Below are 17,204 nucleotides of genomic sequence, written 5' to 3'. Positions count from 1 at the left end.
ATTTAGGCATTTGCTTGTGGTATTCCTGTAATTGGCAGTAGTAGCGAAATTCCTGATATTGGGTAATAATGCGGGAGTAGTGGTTGGCGCAAAAGATGAAAATGATTGGGTTGCAGCTATTTCACATTTGCTCAAAAGTCCATCTTGGCATCAAGAAATAGAACAGAAAGGGCCATTTGGACACAAAAAGTTGAAGCAGGTAATGTCGAAATTAAAGGTGCTATTCACGAACTAGAACTAAAACCTGCTGCGGAAGCTGAATGGGTGTTTGTACCACTCAAACCGGGAAAATATGGTTTACGCTGTACCATAGCTGGACACACAGAAGCAGGAATGATTGGAGATATTGTGATTAAATAGGGCTTGCTGATAGCGTAGCGTCAGCCATAAAAGTCTTTTCGTGATCACTTTGAATGTGTTCAGCATCTCATAAAGGAAAATGGAGCTTCTTCTTTCCGTTTCACTCAAGTCAGAATCACAAAATTGTTGTTGATGGTTGCCAAATTTATGAAGTAAGAGGGTTGACGGCAACCTAGAAACCTGATATAATAAATTTTGATAAGGAAGAACTATCTGGCAATATATAGGACTCCTGCGCTTTGCGCTTACAGAACTCCGTATAGCTTGATTCCTTCTCAATACTTGTCGGTTAAGCTCAAAAAAATGAAATTACGTAGGTTGGGTTAAGGCACGAAACCCAACATTTACAGGCATTTGTTGGGTTTCACTTTGTTCAACCCAACCTACAAAAATCCTTAACCGAACAGTATTGGATTCCTTCTTTTCTGTTCCCTGTTCCCTGTTCCCTACCTCTACGAGTAAATATGCCTACGGCACGCTACCGCGAACAGAAACCAAACCGGATTCCTATAGAGAAAATTAAAATTAATGATATGACTCAAATGCGTCTCGCTATTATCTGCGATTACCCAGAAGAGAACTGGTATAGTATGGATTTATGCGCTCAGATGCTAATTAAACAATTGCAAGCTGAACACACTGCATCTATTCAAGCTATAAAAGTTCTGCCAAAATTTAATAGTCGTTGTCAACAAATCCCCTGGATTGGTAAAAAGCAATTTGCCTATAATGCAGATCGTCTACTCAATCGATTTTGGGATTATCCCCAGTATCTCAAACCAAGGGTAACAGATTTCGATTTTTATCACATATCTGACCACTCCTACGCCCATTTAGCCCATGTTTTACCCCCAGAACGGACGGGAGTATATTGTCATGATATTGATGCCTTTCGCTCTCTTGTAGAGCCAGAAAAAGAACCAAGACCGGCTTGGTATCAAACTATGTCTCGCAGAATTTTACACGGCTTACAATCCTGTGCAGTTGTCTTTTATTCTACTGCAGAAGTTAGAAAACAAATTGAGCATTACCAACTCGTAGAAGCATCACGTCTAGTTCACGCCCCCTATGGTATCGCCTCAGAATTTAGTATTAATACTGATCAAGCAAGTAATATTGACCAAGAAATATTAGAAATAGCAAAAATAGGTACTACACCTTTTCTTTTACACGTTGGTAGTTGCATTCCCCGTAAACGTATTGATATTCTATTAGAAGTATTTGCACGAGTCCAACTTATTCATCCAGAGTTGCAACTAGTTAAAGTCAGTGGTGAGTGGACACAAAGCCAACAACAGCAAATTGCTCAATTGAATCTCAGCAAGTCGATAATTCACCTCCAGGATTTACAACGCTCTACTATAGCAACCCTTTACCAACGAGCCTCAGCAGTGTTATTAACAAGTGACGCAGAGGGCTTTGGATTACCTGTAATTGAAGCCTTAGCTTGTGGGGCGATAGTAGTTGCTAGTGATATTCCTGTGTTGCGCGAAGTTGGTGGAGAAGGTGTGATATACTGTCCAACTGCGGATGTATCAGCGTGGGTAAAAAAGATAGCGCAACTATTATCAAACCCAACGAGCGCACCTATGATCAATGTCCGTCTCAATCAAGCACAGAAATATTCTTGGTCTCATCATACTCAAATTATTGCGAAATCTTATATAAAATTAGCGGGTGTTGAAAATATATGAAAATTGTATTTGTCAACCCAGTGGGAGTAATTGGTGGTGCTGAGAGAGTTTTACTAACTATTTGTGCGGCACTTTTGAATACACAGCCCGATATTCAACTACATCTAATTGTAGGTACTGATGGACCATTGATAGAACAAGCAGAAAAATTGGGAGTGCAAGTCAAATTACTGAAACTACCAGCAGAATTAAATCAACTGGGAGATAGTGCTTTCAAAGGTAGTAATCAAGCCATAGCCGGATTGACATTACTATTAAGACTAGTAAAAATTTTACCAAGTTTCGGTACATATTTGGGAGAATTCAAGCGATCGCTCCGGGAACTCAAACCAGACTTAATTCACTCCAACGGCATTAAAACTCATCTACTAACTGCATTGGCTGGAATCAAGGATATACCTGTAGTTTGGCACATCCATGACTTCTATGGCTCACGTCCATTCATGGCAAAGATTTTAAACTTAAAACGGGTGAGCTATGGTGTTAAACAGGGAATTGCTATTTCCCAAGCTGTCGCCCAAGATGCTCAAACCACACTCCCAAACTTACCAATAGAAGTAATTTATAATGCCGTAGATGTCAATTACTTTTCCCCAACTTCTCCAACTTTACATTTGACTCTGCAAGTAGGACTAGTTGCGACTTTTGCACGTTGGAAAGGGCATGATATTTTTCTAGAAGCAGCATCAGAAATTATCAAAAAGCATCCTCATTTAAACGTGCGTTTCTGTATTGTGGGTGGAGCAATTTATAAAACTCGTGGTTCCCAATTTTCTGAACAGGAATTAAAAGACAAAGCCGCAGATTTAGATATTGCAAACAAAGTTGATTTTCTCGGCTTCCAAGAAAATATAGCCGCAATTTACCGTGATTTAGATATTGTAGTTCACGCCAGTACTCAACCAGAACCATTTGGTTTAGCAATAGTAGAAGCAATGGCTTGTGGTAAACCGGTGATAGTATCCCAAGCCGGTGGTGCGGCTGAGTTATTTACCCATAACTATGATGCAATTGGTGTCCCACCAGGAGAACCAAAGGCTTTAGCCGCAGCTATTCTAGATTTACTCAACAACCCAGAAAAACGTCAAATCATCTCAGAAAATGCGAGACATACAGTTACAGAGCGTTTCAGTCACGAACGTTTAGGTAAGCAACTTATGAAAGTCTATGTAGGGTATGCTGAATAAATCTCAAAACATTACAGGTAAATGGTTTTAGCCATTTTGACTTTCAAAAAGTGCAAGATTTTATGACATGGGAACTCGAAAACCTTGCATTTAAGTTTGATGTAAAGGAAAAATCGCTTCCATCCAACTCTTGAAACTGTTCCCTGTTCCCTGTTCCCTGTTCCCTGTCTCCACGACAAGACTTTTTCAGCAACCCCTATGTAATGAATGTATAGGACTTATCATTTAATTTTAATAAACTCATGTTCAAAAATAGCCTTAGAGGGTGTTTGAAAAGTCTAAATTATTACAGCCCTAGCGACTAGAAGTCGCGGCTACACAGGCGAAACCCACCTGCGTGGGTTTGAAAACCTTAATTTTGGTTAGTCCACGGAGGTGGACTTTGCTTGTGTAGTAGCGTTCGCGTCAGCGTGCCGGAGGCATCTTTATAATCGCCGGAAACTTTTCAAATACCCTCTTAGCAATTCTTACAACACAATACTTTATTTAAATGATAAGCACTATATTCTAATCATTAAGCTCTACTAACGGCATAATAACTAGAATCTGGCTGATTAGCATTGATGCCATTCATCGCTACACCTAGAACATTTTGCTCTGCTTTCTCCAACATTTCTTTAGAGAGAGAAACACTATGAGAATCAGCTACACCTGGACGTACTACAAACAAAATTCCATTCACTAGTTTTCCTAAAATCGTTGCATCCGCAGCTACAGTTAATGGTGAAGTGTCAATGATGACAAAATCATACTTTTGGGCGACTTGTGCCACAAACACAGCCATTTGACTAGAATCAAGTAGTGACGCTGGGTTATGATTGAGTTCACCAGCCGTGAGAACTTCTAAATTAGGGACAATTTCAGTCACACCCTTGTCTAAATCCAACTGACATTTGAGAACGTTACTTAAACCCACTTCATTGGGAATTTCCCAAATTTTGTGTTGACTGGGATTACGCAAATCGGCATCTACTAGTAAGACGTTGCGCCCTAATTGAGATATCGAGAAGGCTAAATTGGCAGCAATTGTTGATTTACCTTCTTTAGGTACAGAACTAGAGACTACAATCACCTTAATTGATTGTTCAGAATTAAAAAATCTCAGATTAGTTTGCAGCATCCGAAAAGCCTCGCTGACAGGGGAATCAGGTTGGTTTTTGACGATGACTTCAGGGATAAAATTGCCATTGGGAAAAGGTGGAATATAGCCCAGTAAGTTGTAACCCAATAACTCTTTGGCAGATTTGGAGGTTTTGATAGTTTTGTCCAATTTTTCTAAAACAAAGGCAGTAGCTACCCCCAACACAATCCCACCAATTAATCCTTGCAGTAAGTTTATATACTGACGGCTCCTGATTGGTACTCCTGGAATTAAGGCAGGTGTAACAATCCTAGCATTACTGACTTGGAGATTTTCCGCCACTTGCAATTCTTGATACCGAGCCAACAGATTTTGATAGCTCAAATCAGTTGCAGATATTTCCCGTTCTAACTGGCGTTGCTGCAATTCTAGCTGCGGTAAGGTATTAGCCCTTTGTCTGTAAAATTCAATCACTCCAGCTAAAGATTTCAGTCGTACCTGTAAACTCAGGCGTTCTGCTTCGGCGTTGGCAAAAGTACTCAAAATTCCTTGTTGTAAACCTTGACCTCTTAGTTGCACAATTCTTTCAGGTTCTACGGTTGTATTTAAACGCCCTGCTTTACCGATAAAACTTTGTTCTATTCGCTTCTTTAGTTCTTTTCTGAGAATCACTTCCTCTTTTTTCAAGTCAACCATTGTGGGATGAGTATCTGTCAACCGCAAACCGACAACTTGTATCTTTTGCTGGACATCTTGCAATTGTCCCAGAACTGCAACTGTTGATGGCGATTCACCCACAAAACCTGCAATCACAGCCTCTTGGGAACTAACACCAAACAGTTTCTGGATTGATTCCATTCGGGCAGTTTGCGAAGATAGATCGGATTTAGTTGTAGCTACTTGTCTATCTAAATCAGTCAAAATTCCCACGCTGGCCGTGGCTTCAGCTTTCAAGTCTAAAACTCGATTCTGCTGTTTAAAAAATTGTAGTCTGCGTTCAGATGCTTGTAATGCAGCTTTCCTCACGGGCAACTGTTGGGCAATAAAGTCTCTAGCAGACCTGGTTTGTGCGCGGTTCGCATTGATATCATTTTCTATATAGACTTTCATTAAAGTGTTTACAACTGAAGCCGCTATTCTGGGATTTGTACTTGTATAATATACTTCCAGAATATCTGTATTTTCAATATTTTTTACTTGCAGGTCTTTCAAAAACACTAGAGGGTTAATATTGAGGCGAATGGCATTGATTGTCTTTTCCGCTAAGGGCAGAGAACGCAAAACGGCTACTTCTGTTCCTAATGGTCTACCACTGACTGAATTCTCTAATTGTCCTAATTGGTTACCTACTCCTGTGAGGGTGGAGGTAGAGTTCTTTTTCAGTACTAACTGGCCTCCTGCCTGATAAATAGGCGTTTCTAGTACCGTCTTGACTACACTTAATGCCAAAAGGCTTATAAAAACTATAGAAGTGGGCAACCAACGTCGCTTAAGTATTGACCAATAGCGCAAATATTCTTCCATATTCTTTTCTATCGAGTTTGAATTTTATGATCTTGGTTCTCAGATTTTGATTTCTCTATTCTTATAGACTCAGCAAAGACTATCTTTTACAAAGTCCCATATTGAATCTTATACCGTTTCTTTGTGAAGCAGCGCCAAATTGCGTTTTAGAGTAAATCTTTAATTTGACCAATTATGCCCACTTTACAGAAAAAAACAAAGCCAAGTAAAAAATATCACAGCTTTTTGATAGATACATCCCATAGTATAGATGTTTAGTTTGCCTAAAATCAATGTGTTTGTCAATACACTAGTCAAGATTACTCCATTAAACTTTACAACGGGATTTAGGCAGAAATTTGTGAACTATTTCTTTATTATCAGGATAAATACGTAAAATTTAGATAAAGATCATTGACATAAGTTGTCTCAAATGCAAAATTGGTAATAAGAGATAACACTTGTGTAATCTTTTGTCATGGTTAATTGTTTATCTAATCTTGCTTATAAGTAAAGGTTCGCTTATAACTTAGTAATATTAAGTACGTGCTTAGAAAAAACACAATGAGCGCAATAAAGCTGTATAAATTATAGTTACAGACTACTCACTGTACTATACATTCAGATATCTCCTTCAAACACAGAAGTTCTATAATAATAGGAAATGAAAAAACAGAAACAAGAAAGACTGCCAAAAAAGCCCATAGAAATAACAGACAGTATTGAAAATCTGTCTTTCTCCTTGTTGCAGTTGCTTGGCTATATTCTGCTCATATTTTCTCTCATTGACTACCTGGCTATCCTCATACCCCCACGCTTGACAGAGCCAGCATGGGAATTTCAAGCCATTGGACAAATGGTAGATCACGTCTGGTCTATCTTGCTGGGATTAACATTTATATTTCTGACTCGTTGGATACGCATTATCGATAAAAATCTTGGATAAGAATGGAGATAAAAATGTTCATCAGTAGCCAAAAACTGAACCAAGCTAAACAAGCATTTTTGCTCCGATTTAAACCTTTAATGCAAACCCAGCGATTTTACTTGCTTGGTATTTTTACAACCTTGGCTGTTTTGCATTTAGATATAATTAGAAACCACCCCCTTGAAGGTGAACAAATTACATTTTATGCAGTTTACTGGGGAGGTATTTTATATTTACTTTGGCAAAACCAGCAACAAGAAACAACTCCAACATTGTTCTCTGGCTGCTTAGGTTTAGGATTGCTATTTGTAGTCATAATTAGACCGCTAAATCTATGGCATTTAGACCTAATGCTATTTAGATTCGGTCCGATTTTAGCTGGCTTGGGTTTAGGTTTACTATCTTTTGGCTTTTTAGGAATCAGGCATTATTGGCGCTTATTTTTGTTATTGTGCTTAATGCTTTTTCCCTTTAATTTTATCAATGGAATTTTCGATTCCCGGTTAAATTTTAATGGAGTCACGGCAACTATAGCCGCTTTCTTACTCCACTATCTAGGCTTTGGTGCTACTCACTCTGGAACTTTAGTAAAACTGCCAACAGGCCAAGTTGAAGTTCTTTATGCCTGCACTGGTGGAGCATTAATTTTGTGGCTAATACAGCTAACTCTACTGATTATGATAGTAGTTGTTACCCTATCTTGGAAACAGAGATGGGGATTAGTTATATCTGCTGTCGGTACGGGATTTTTAGTTGGCTGTATTCGTGTAGCTTTGTTAGCTGTGGTGGTGAATAACCGCAACCAGTTTGACTATTGGCACGGACAGTCTGGGGGAACTATTTTTATGGGATTTGCAACTATTACTTTTGCCGCCTTATGTAACTGGATACTGCCAGTAGATGTTTTAGTTTCGACAGAAACCCCATTAACTACCACGGTTCCCCTAGAGCCAAAAAGACGCTTTCTACTTGCTGCTACCTGGGTGGGAATTATATTGACTGCTATTTATTTAATAGCCAGCAGAAGACCCCTAAGTGCTGCTATTTTTCCAGATGCAATTCCTCTGAATAACTGGCAACAAGTCAAAATTAAGCCTCTGGGTCAGCAGAAATATCAAATTGCGATGACTGATAAGTTCGTATTGGTGGAATCTGCAACAGACTATAGTTATCTCAAAAATGGTCAGAAATTGGAATTGCAGATGCGTTATGTGATCAATACTAGAGGTGATCAAAACCCCTTTTTGCTCCAGCTAAGTCCAGACTTAATTAAAGATAGTCAGAACAACCGGAGACAGCTAAAAGGAGTTGGTTACTATGCACTTTATAGTGACAGCAAACAAGCTTATTTGACAGCCTGTATTAATCCCCGTGGAGGTAGTACTTTGACTTCATCTCAATTTATGCAGAATCGGTATAAATACGATCTTACCTTAAACCGTTTACTACCTTGGGTTTTGGGTCAGGACGTTCTCAGAGATGACCGCTGTATATGGACGCAATTATCTGTTCCCTTGAATGGATTACTTGCCACTGATATTTATACGGTGTTAGAATCGGTTTGGAATGATAATTATGCTACCTGGCAAACCCTATTTATGACAAAATACTGATCATCCGACTTACGTAGGCTAGTACAGCACGGCGTAAATAAACCAACCATTCTAAATCTCCAACAATCTTATGCTGTCTTCGTTTTGACTTTTGACTTTTGACTTTTGACTTCCGCCCTGCGGTACTAGTCTGTCTATCTCTACGTCATATCAATCTGTTCAAATTCATAAATTATCAGATTGTGTAAATTTCAGGGTGGAAAGTCGATACTTTATCAAAGTACGACAATCTTATTTATACTTTTTCAAAAATCATTAGCTGCTCATTAAAGAATTTCCATAAATACAGAAGAGTATAAATCAGTTTATCTGGACTCCACTAGAGTGACTCGTGATCGTGTTTCCTTTATTAACCAGGCGTTTTGCTTTTAATGTTAAAACCATGCCGAAAACAGCAAATTATCGGATTATCCATTTGTCTAAATATTATCCTCCAGACCGAGGTGGGATAGAAACACACGTACAAACTCTAGCGCAAACTCAGGCTGCTTTAGGTGCAGAAGTCCATGTAGTTTGTGTGAATGCTTTTAATCAGCAAGGACAGTTATCTAGCAGCACCCAGACTGTAAAGGAGATGGATGGTAATGTTAGTGTGACAAGGATGGGTAGGCTGTTATCATTAGCCAGATTTGATGTCTGTCCAGAACTTCCCAAAAAAGTATGTCAACTAGCTAAACAACCAAATACCTTACTGCATCTGCATACACCCAATCCGACAATGCTGATGGCTTTAACAATGTTGCATAGGCGTGTACCTTTGGTAATTACCCACCACAGCGACGTTATTAAACAGAAAGTTTTGAAATATGGATTACGTCCATTTGAACATCTAGTTTACAGTAGAAGCTCTCAGGTTTTAACCACCAGTTCACCCTATATTCAAGGCTCAAAATTTTTACGTTTTTATCGTGATAAATTGAGTTATCTGCCGCTTGGTTTAGATGGTTATAATTATAGTCAGCCGAATCAAAGAGCGATCGCATTTAGTCACAATCTCAAGAAACAATATCCTGGGCCAATTTGGTTGGCAGTTGGTAGATTAGTCTATTACAAAGCATTCCACGTAGCAATTGAAGCTCTCACTATGGTAGCAGGAACACTAGTAATAATTGGTGTTGGGTCTTTAGAGCAAGAACTAAAAAGTCTGGCTAAGAAATTGGGAGTAGACAAGCGTATTGTTTGGTTAGGTCATGTAAACGAGGATGAACTTGTCGGTGCTTATCATGCTGCAACCAGTCTTTGGTTTCCTTCTAATGTCCGCAGTGAGGGTTTTGGATTAGTGCAAGTAGAAGCAATGGCTAGTGGTTGTCCGGTAATTAATGCCAATATTCCCTGTAGTGGAGTACCTTGGGTGAGTAGGCATGAACAAGAAGGTTTAACTGTACCCATTAACACCCCAATAGCTTTAGCTGAAGCTTCACAACGTCTGCTTTCTGAACCTGGTTTGCGTAATCGATTAGCAGCAGCAAGCCGCAAACGAGCAGAATATTTTAACCACACAACTATGGCACAACGCAGTTTTAAATTTTATGAAGAAGTTTTGCATCAAGAACGCAACTATGCAGGTATACCAAAATCAGTGAATTTGTTATGAAAGTTCTGCACGTTTATGCGGGAAATTTATTTGGCGGGATAGAAACGCTGCTGGTGACATTAGCAAAAGAGCAAAGTTTATGTTCACAGATGCAGCATCACTTTGCACTATGCTTTGAGGGGAGATTGGCCAAGGAATTGCAAAATTTAGGTGCAAAGGTGCATCTGTTGGGCAAAGTCCGAATAAGTCGTCCTTGGACGGTGTGGCGAGCTAGGGAGCAACTCCAGCAACTATTGAAGCAAGAAGGATTTGATCTAGTTATTTGTCATTCTTGCTGGCCGCAAGCGATTTTTGGGTCCGTTGTCAGAGCTAACAATTTACCATTAGTCTTTTGGTGTCATGATGTGCCTAATGGTGAACACCCTCTGGAACGTTGGGCAAAGTTAGTACCGCCAGATTTAGTAATTGCGAATAGTTGTTACACTCAAGCATCTGTGCCGAAACTCTATTCAACCTATAGCGATATCCTTTACTACCCTGTAGCCTGTCCAAATATTGATAATCATGCCTCAAATCGTCATGCGGTGAGAGCCGAACTCAATACACCTGAAGATGCGATAGTGATTATCCAAGTCTCTCGTTTGGAACGCTGGAAGGGACAAAGTATGTTACTCTCAGCTTTGGGGCAATTACGTGACATCCCTGGCTGGATATGTTGGATAGCTGGGGGAGTACAACGCTCCCATGAGGCTGAATATTTAGAAGAACTAAAGGTACAAGTACAGGAACTTGGTATTGCCGACCGTGTGCTATTTTTAGGACAACGATCTGATGTACCAAACTTGTTAGCTGCTGCTGATATTCACTGTCAACCGAATACGGGAGCAGAACCATTTGGTATTGCTTTTATAGAAGCCCTTTATGCAGGTTTGCCAGTGGTGACAACTGCTTTGGGTGGACCTTTGGATATTGTTGATGATTCCTGTGGGCGTTTGGTTGCAGCCAATGATATTGATGCTTTGAGTCAGGTTGTAGGGACACTGATCTCTAGTCCTCATGAAAGAGCCTCTTTAGCATCTGGGAGTAAAGCACGGGCTGAGTATCTTTGCAATCCGCAACAGCAATTAAATCGGCTGTATAGTTTGCTTTCTCAAGTTGTTAAGCAGGAGGTAGCAGCATGAATTTATCTAATTATTGTTCAGGGCTTTGAAATTTATTTGTGTTGTTAATTTGTGGTCATTTTTTCATGATTTAATTTTATGATTAGTGAAATTCATAACCCAATCCCCATACTATATTTATGTCCTCATGGTGATAGGGCTGGTGCTGAGAGGATGCTTGATGCCTTGATTCGAGGACACTTAAAGACAGAGACAGTTTGCTTTCAGCCTAAGGTAATTTGTGGGACTGATGGCAAATTTAGTCAAGGGCTAAGGACAGATAGTATTCCTGTAGAAATTCATCAAATGCGTCTTAGGTCGCTTTTTTCTAGCGTTGCATGGCTACGGCTATATCTTCAAGCGAACAAAATCCGTCTGATACATACTACTATGGCTCACTACCATCAATTTGCTTGGTTGGCGAGCCGTGGTCTTGGTGTAAAATGCCTCTGGTTTAATCACGGTCCCTGTTCAGCGCGTTGGTGGAAAGGTGTAGCACATACTTTTCCCGCAGATGCGGTTGTTGTGGAAGGAAAATTCATTGCTGAACAACATAAAGGCTTCACTTTCAGCCCCAAGCCACACACAATAGCTTTAGGGCTGGAAAATTATTGGTTTGAGAAACGTCCAGACTTAAGAACTGCAAAACGTGCTGAATTGGGATTGGCTGATACGGAATTCGCTATTGGTATTTTAGGACGGATTGAAGAATGGAAAAGACAGCACTGTTTTTTAGATGCTATATCCTACCTGCCACCAGATATTATAGCTAATTCTCACTTTTTTATAGCTGGTGAACCATCTTTAGGCAGGGGACAGGAATATTTTCATCAACTAAAACAAATGCATGAAATCCATCCTGATCGAGAACGCATCAAAATTCTTGGTTATGTAGAATCTGAGTCATTTTTAGAAGCAATGGATATTGTTGTACATTGTGCTGAAAATGATCCTTTTCCAGTAGTTATTCTGGAATCAATGGCTAAGGAAAAAATTGTTATTGGCTCCAATAGTGGAGGAGTTACAGAGATGATTACCTCTGGTAATAATGGATTCATAGAAGACCCTACTAGTAGTAAAAATTTAGCTGGGGTAATCACTAAGGCTATTTTGCAAAATTCAATCCTTTCAGAAATGAGATTAGCTGCAAAGGAAACGGTTTTAACAAAATTTAATTCCCAAAGATTGGTTGAAGAATTTGAAGCTCTATATTGCGCGTTAGTGAGAACAATATAATTTAGTAGTGAGGACATATTATATGAAACATTGGCAGGACTATGCTAAAGATCCCAATTCAGCGGAAGCGCATCTGTTGAGAACACAGACACTTAAAAATGCTTGGCATGAACCAATTGAAGATAGAATTGCTTACTTAGTTGCAGCTGCATCTGGTAAGGATATATTAGATATTGGAGTTGTTAACCATACGCTTGAAAGTGAAAGCGAACCAAATTGGTTACATAAAAATCTTAGTCATGCATCAGCTTCTTGTTTGGGTATTGATATACTTGCAGAAGAGGTAAAAAAATTAAAAGCAGCAGGTTATAACGTGGAAATTTGTGACATCACAAAGAATTCACTTGAGCAAAAATTTAATTTGATTGTTGCTGGTGAGGTGATTGAACATTTAGAAGATATTGGAGCTATATTTAGATTTGCCAAACAGCATCTAACTCCAGAAGGTTATTTAATTTTAACCACGCCTAATCCATTTTATTTTCAAAGAATATATTCATTTTGGAAAAATCAGCAAAATGAAAATGTAGATCATGTTTGTTATCATTTTCCTTCTGGTATTGCTGAACTAGCGGAGCGTAATGATTTGGCTTTGGTTAGATATAGAGGAGTTTTAGTCCCGCTCAGAACTTGGAAAGGGAAGTTGATTAAGAAATTAGGTGCAAAAATTGGATTAGCTCCTGAATATTTATGCGATACCATAATTTATGAATGTCAAATTAATTCTGAGTTATAAAATTTGGCAGAATAGCTAACGATTGGGCAGGTTTTTTTTGGATTATTATGCAGTTTGACTAATCCTATTTTACCTTTTGCATTATCCAATCATCTCCCTGTAAAAAAACCAGACTTTGAAGTTATTCAAACAACTTCGCCGTAAACCAATGCCTGTTTTACCTCAGAAAGTAAATAACTTTACTTAATTACATGGCTCTAAAAACAGATCAGCACTTACCCCTTTCATCTCCTATAATTGCAAAACTAAACTGGACATGGGCGCACACCTTCATCTTGTTACAGTTTTCCCTGCAAATATTACTCTTATTTCCGCCAATCGGGGTTTTCCGAGTACTCGTGCGAATTGCTTCTTTTTCCCTTGGTTTGTTTTTATTAGTGCGGCTACCTACAGCAGAAAAACAAAAACATCCAGCAACTGAGCCAGCAATTATAGTCCTAGCAATCATGCTGCTACAGTTCTGCCTAAATCCTTATATTAATTCGGTAACGGCAGGATTAGCTCAAGGAGCGATGTATCTTGCTATTCTCAGTCCTCTTTTTTGGGTCAGAGGGTTAAAAATTACACCCAAGGCTTTTGAAAGCTTAATGTTTTTGATGTGGGGAATTAACACATTGAGTACCATTGTTGGGGTGTTACAGGTATACTATCCGGATAAATTTCAGTTAGCTGTTTCCACTGGGATTACAAACAACGCCTTTGGTGGAGAGGACTTATTAATCACGTTAGCTAATGGCGCACAGGTATATAGACCAATGGGTTTAACTGATATACCGGGAGGTGCAGCCAATTCAGGTTTATATGCTCTTTTATTCGGGGTTGCATTTGCGCTCAGAAATAAAAACCCGATTTTAAGAATTGCTGGTATTAGTAGTGCTGGTATTGGTTTATTTTGTATCTACTTAACACAAATTCGTTCTATTTTGGTATTGGCTGCTATTTCTATGGTTGTTTTGGCAATGGTCTTAATCAGAACAGGTCAAGTTGCCCGTGCCACAGCGATGATATCAGGCGTGACGGGCTTGTTTGCAGGGACATTTTTTTGGGCAATAGCCATTGGGGGACAATCAACACTAAAACGCATAAATAGCTTATTTGCTGCTTCTCCTCAAGAAATTTACCAACAAAACAGAGGGGGGTTTTTGCAAAATACTTTTGAGATTTTATTACCTAAATATCCTTTGGGCGCAGGTTTGGGGCGTTGGGGGATGATAAATGGCTATTTCGGTGACAATGCCGACCTGGTATCTCAACCCATTTGGGTAGAGATTCAGTGGACAGCATGGTTGCTAGATGGGGGAGTGCCACTAATATTTGCTTACATTTTTACCCTTTATTGGGCTTGTCAGACAGCATGGAATATTGCTATCAATCGCAAATTGGGAGATTTTGCACTGTGGGGAGGGTTAATTTTTGCATATGATATTGGGGTGGTGGCGCTAACTTTCAACTACCCTATTTTTATGAGTCAGGGCGGTATGGAGTTTTGGTTACTGAATACAGCATTATTTGTAGCTGCTAATCATGTTTTGGATCAAAAACCCTTAGATGTGCAGTAATGAAGTCTTATTTGCTCGTAACAGGTGACTTTGTCAAAACTGGTGGCATTGATTGGGTAAATTGTCATTTTGCCTTTGATTAGTCCAGAATTGTAGTAGCTAAACATTTATATAATCACACAAAATCCTGGATATATGTTCAAATTCAAAAAGCACACCAATACAAATTCCCGTTCTGCAGATCTACCTCCTCATCTGACAATGCACTATTTGCCAGAACATACAGAAAGTATCCTTGATGTAGGGTGTAATGTAGGGCTGGGTCTCAAGTTTGCCAGCGAGTTGGGGGTTAAAAAACTTTATGGTATCGATATCAATCCCCACGCAATTGAGTTAGCAAAAGATAATCTCAAAGATATTGATGAAGTTGAATTGTATCATCATTCAGCTGATAGACTGCCCATTAGAGATGCAAGTGTTGACGCAGTTAATTGTACTGAAGTCTTAGAGCATATTCCCTTTGATCTTCGTCCTTGTCTGATAGAAGAAATTCACAGAGTTCTTGCAAATAATGGAAAATTGCTCATAACTGTACCCGCAAGGGGTCTTTTTCATTTCTTAGACCCAGCAAATTTTCGACTGATGTTTCCGTCCCTTTTTAACACTGTGAGCAAGCTTGTGGGCGGAAGTGGAAGAGAGTTAGGATATGCTGAACAGAAACACGATATAGTATGGCATCATCACTTCACCATACCTGAACTTAAAGCTTTACTCGAACCGCTATTTAATATTTATCATATTCGAGGTAGAGGCTGCTTTTTTAGCCCAATTTGTAATTGGCTAGAGTGGCCTTTCTATCGAATGAATCGCATGAATAATATTTTATATAAAACAATCAGTGAGCTACACCAATGGGATATGTCTTGTGATTGGGGTATGGGATTAGCCTATAATGTATTAATTGTAGCAGAGAAGAAAAGTGACCTTTCTGAAAGTTGATCAATTCCACTGCAATACTGATCGCCAATTCAATGTCAAAGAATTCCTGAAAGGATTGGTCTATGAAGTCTTATTTGCTCGTAACAGGTGACTTTGTTAAAACTGGTGGCATGGACAGAGCCAATTTTGCTTTGGCTGACTACTTAGCAAGGCAAGGTGAACAAGTACATTTAGTAGCTCATCGGGTAGCTAGTGAGTTGTTAGCTTATCCTAATGTTAAATTCCATCGAGTACCAAAGCTAAGGAATTCTTATCTACTCAGCAGTCCTTTACTGAATAGAAGGGGACGCATCTTAGCACAGCGATTAGCTGCAAATGGTGGTAGAGTTTTGGTCAATGGTGGTAATTGTCAATGGCCAGATGTGAACTGGGTGCATTATGTTCATGCAGCTTACCAACCTGATAATAAAGCTGGGTTATTGCGTCAGTTGAAAGGTTCGGTTTCACGTCAAATGTTTTTAGATGCAGAAAAAAAAGCATTAAACTCTGCGCGGGTAATTATTGTGAATTCAGACCGTACTAAACAAGATTTGATTGAGAAATTAGCGATTCCTGAGCAAAAACTGCACACAGTATACTATGGAATCGAACCGCAAATCTTTTATCCAGCAACTCCAGAAGAAAGAATAGCACTACGTCAGCAGCTAGGATGGCCAGAAGATAAAGCAATTGTAGTATTTATTGGTGCCTTGAGCGATCGCCGCAAAGGATTTGATACTCTATTTGCAGCATGGCAACAGTTATGTAAATCCCCTAATTGGGATGCTGAATTGGTAGTGATTGGAGTTGGTGCAGAACTACCACTATGGCAACGTCGCGCTGCTGATGCTGGTATTTCTAATATTCATTTTTTGGGTTTTCGTGCTGATGTGCCGAAATTGTTGCAAGCTGCTGATTGTTTAGTTGCTCCAACTCGTTATGAAGCTTATGGTTTAGGGGTGCATGAAGCCTTGTGTTGTGGAATACCTGCTATAGTCAGTGCTAATGCCGGGGTGGCTGAACGCTATCCAGAGGAGTTACAAGACTTGTTGCTTCTTAATCCTAATGATGCTGTTAATTTAGCAACACTGCTGCTAAAATGGCAATCGCATCAAGATGATTATAGTCAGTTAGTATTGTCTTTTTCCCAAGAATTACGAGGTTATAGTTGGGATAATATGGCGAAAAATATCTTGGAAATACAGCGGATTTCATCTGAGTGAGGTACACCTGTAGCGGGCTGTCCGGCCCACACCACAAGAGTTTTATAATTCATATTTATACCTCATTTACCTGCAATCTGCTGTAATTTAACCCAATGGACGATTTAATAAAGAAATTAGAGCAACGTTTAGCTTCTTTTTGACAGGTAGAGGAAGAGATTGAGTGAATAGTTCAATAGCATCAACCCAGTTACGCGGTAGTAAATTGAGCAGAGATTCTAAGTTTAATGCCCCCTTTGTTAGTGAATTATTGAATATTCTGGTTTCAATAAGTGTTAATCCTGCTTTATGAGCCAGGGATTCTATTTCATCTAAATATAATAGAAAGATATTAGGACTTACGCATTGACAAAAAATATCATCTATGTAGTCTAGATAATGGCATCCTTGCGAAGGTTGGCAAAAATATGCTCACGGACAACAGAAGTAAACAGATTCCTTTGTACTTCATACCAATTGCTAATTATATTTT

General features: G+C 39.2%; 12 protein-coding genes and 1 pseudogene. 12 read left to right on the top strand and 1 reads right to left on the bottom strand.

The annotated features are described in order from the left end of the window. Nucleotides 1–174: 174 nt before the first annotated feature. From A9Y75_RS19395 to A9Y75_RS19385, 3 genes and pseudogenes are all read left to right on the top strand, one after another. Nucleotides 175–360, top strand: a pseudogene (locus tag A9Y75_RS19395) (sulfocyanin-like copper-binding protein); the annotation flags it as partial. Nucleotides 361–824: 464 nt separating this feature from the next. After that, the gene (locus A9Y75_RS19390) at nt 825–2,054 is read left to right on the top strand and encodes a glycosyltransferase (protein WP_236721469.1); all 1,230 of its coding nucleotides are present in this window, start codon (nt 825–827) and stop codon (nt 2,052–2,054) included. Continuing rightward, nucleotides 2,051–3,241, top strand: coding sequence for a glycosyltransferase family 4 protein (locus tag A9Y75_RS19385; RefSeq protein ID WP_071191173.1), 1,191 nt, complete (start codon nt 2,051–2,053; stop codon nt 3,239–3,241). Before A9Y75_RS19390 ends, A9Y75_RS19385 begins: the two co-directional genes overlap by 4 nt. A 514-nt stretch (nt 3,242–3,755) precedes the next feature. Here the strand turns inward: A9Y75_RS19385 and A9Y75_RS19380 are convergent. After that, the gene (locus A9Y75_RS19380; protein WP_071191172.1) at nt 3,756–5,846 is read right to left on the bottom strand and encodes a polysaccharide biosynthesis tyrosine autokinase; all 2,091 of its coding nucleotides are present in this window, start codon (nt 5,844–5,846) and stop codon (nt 3,756–3,758) included. 643 nt (nt 5,847–6,489) lie between these two features. Between A9Y75_RS19380 and A9Y75_RS19375 the strand changes: the two genes are divergently transcribed. The 9 genes from A9Y75_RS19375 (at nt 6,490) to A9Y75_RS19335 (ending at nt 16,732) form a co-directional block, all read left to right on the top strand. Then, complete coding sequence (locus A9Y75_RS19375) at nt 6,490–6,771, top strand: HpsJ family protein (RefSeq protein ID WP_071191171.1); 282 nt, start codon at nt 6,490–6,492, stop codon at nt 6,769–6,771. Between the two features lie 14 nt (nt 6,772–6,785). After that, nucleotides 6,786–8,366, top strand: a complete 1,581-nt coding sequence (locus A9Y75_RS19370) for a cyanoexosortase A system-associated protein (RefSeq protein WP_071191170.1) — start codon at nt 6,786–6,788, stop codon at nt 8,364–8,366. Nucleotides 8,367–8,748: 382 nt separating this feature from the next. Beyond that, on the top strand, nt 8,749–9,960 hold the full coding sequence (locus A9Y75_RS19365) for a glycosyltransferase (RefSeq protein ID WP_071191236.1): 1,212 nt from the start codon (nt 8,749–8,751) through the stop codon (nt 9,958–9,960). Further along, on the top strand, nt 9,957–11,081 hold the full coding sequence (locus A9Y75_RS19360) for a glycosyltransferase (RefSeq protein WP_071191169.1): 1,125 nt from the start codon (nt 9,957–9,959) through the stop codon (nt 11,079–11,081). The genes A9Y75_RS19365 and A9Y75_RS19360 overlap by 4 nt, the downstream gene beginning before the upstream one ends. 78 nt (nt 11,082–11,159) lie before the next feature. Beyond that, nucleotides 11,160–12,296: a glycosyltransferase gene (locus A9Y75_RS19355; RefSeq protein ID WP_083389673.1), complete on the top strand. Its 1,137-nt coding sequence runs from the start codon at nt 11,160–11,162 to the stop codon at nt 12,294–12,296. Between the two features lie 22 nt (nt 12,297–12,318). Further along, complete coding sequence (locus tag A9Y75_RS19350) at nt 12,319–13,032, top strand: class I SAM-dependent methyltransferase (protein ID WP_071191167.1); 714 nt, start codon at nt 12,319–12,321, stop codon at nt 13,030–13,032. A gap of 338 nt (nt 13,033–13,370) precedes the next feature. Next, nucleotides 13,371–14,591 (top strand): hypothetical protein, encoded by a 1,221-nt coding sequence (locus A9Y75_RS19345; protein ID WP_236721468.1) that lies wholly within the window; start codon nt 13,371–13,373, stop codon nt 14,589–14,591. A 135-nt stretch (nt 14,592–14,726) separates the two neighbouring features. After that, nucleotides 14,727–15,530, top strand: coding sequence for a class I SAM-dependent methyltransferase (locus tag A9Y75_RS19340; RefSeq protein ID WP_071191165.1), 804 nt, complete (start codon nt 14,727–14,729; stop codon nt 15,528–15,530). A gap of 62 nt (nt 15,531–15,592) precedes the next feature. Next, complete coding sequence (locus tag A9Y75_RS19335) at nt 15,593–16,732, top strand: glycosyltransferase family 4 protein (RefSeq protein WP_071191164.1); 1,140 nt, start codon at nt 15,593–15,595, stop codon at nt 16,730–16,732. The last annotated feature ends 472 nt before the right edge of the window (nt 16,733–17,204 follow it).

The organism is Trichormus sp. NMC-1 (assembly GCF_001858025.1).
GTDB lineage: Bacteria > Cyanobacteriota > Cyanobacteriia > Cyanobacteriales > Nostocaceae > Anabaena.
Note: the sequence above shows the minus strand (reverse complement) of the source record. Positions and strands in the feature narration are given on the sequence as shown.

Bases quoted from the DNA above. Each gene is read 5' to 3' on its own strand.
- A9Y75_RS19390 (WP_236721469.1), top strand. From the start codon at position 825: ATGCCTACGGCACGCTACCGCGAACAGAAACCAAACCGGATTCCTATA.
- A9Y75_RS19385 (WP_071191173.1), top strand. From the start codon at position 2,051: ATGAAAATTGTATTTGTCAACCCAGTGGGAGTAATTGGTGGTGCTGAG.
- A9Y75_RS19380 (WP_071191172.1), bottom strand. From the start codon at position 5,846: ATGGAAGAATATTTGCGCTATTGGTCAATACTTAAGCGACGTTGGTTG.
- A9Y75_RS19375 (WP_071191171.1), top strand. From the start codon at position 6,490: ATGAAAAAACAGAAACAAGAAAGACTGCCAAAAAAGCCCATAGAAATA.
- A9Y75_RS19370 (WP_071191170.1), top strand. From the start codon at position 6,786: ATGTTCATCAGTAGCCAAAAACTGAACCAAGCTAAACAAGCATTTTTG.
- A9Y75_RS19365 (WP_071191236.1), top strand. From the start codon at position 8,749: ATGCCGAAAACAGCAAATTATCGGATTATCCATTTGTCTAAATATTAT.
- A9Y75_RS19360 (WP_071191169.1), top strand. From the start codon at position 9,957: ATGAAAGTTCTGCACGTTTATGCGGGAAATTTATTTGGCGGGATAGAA.
- A9Y75_RS19355 (WP_083389673.1), top strand. From the start codon at position 11,160: ATGATTAGTGAAATTCATAACCCAATCCCCATACTATATTTATGTCCT.
- A9Y75_RS19350 (WP_071191167.1), top strand. From the start codon at position 12,319: ATGAAACATTGGCAGGACTATGCTAAAGATCCCAATTCAGCGGAAGCG.
- A9Y75_RS19340 (WP_071191165.1), top strand. From the start codon at position 14,727: ATGTTCAAATTCAAAAAGCACACCAATACAAATTCCCGTTCTGCAGAT.
- A9Y75_RS19335 (WP_071191164.1), top strand. From the start codon at position 15,593: ATGAAGTCTTATTTGCTCGTAACAGGTGACTTTGTTAAAACTGGTGGC.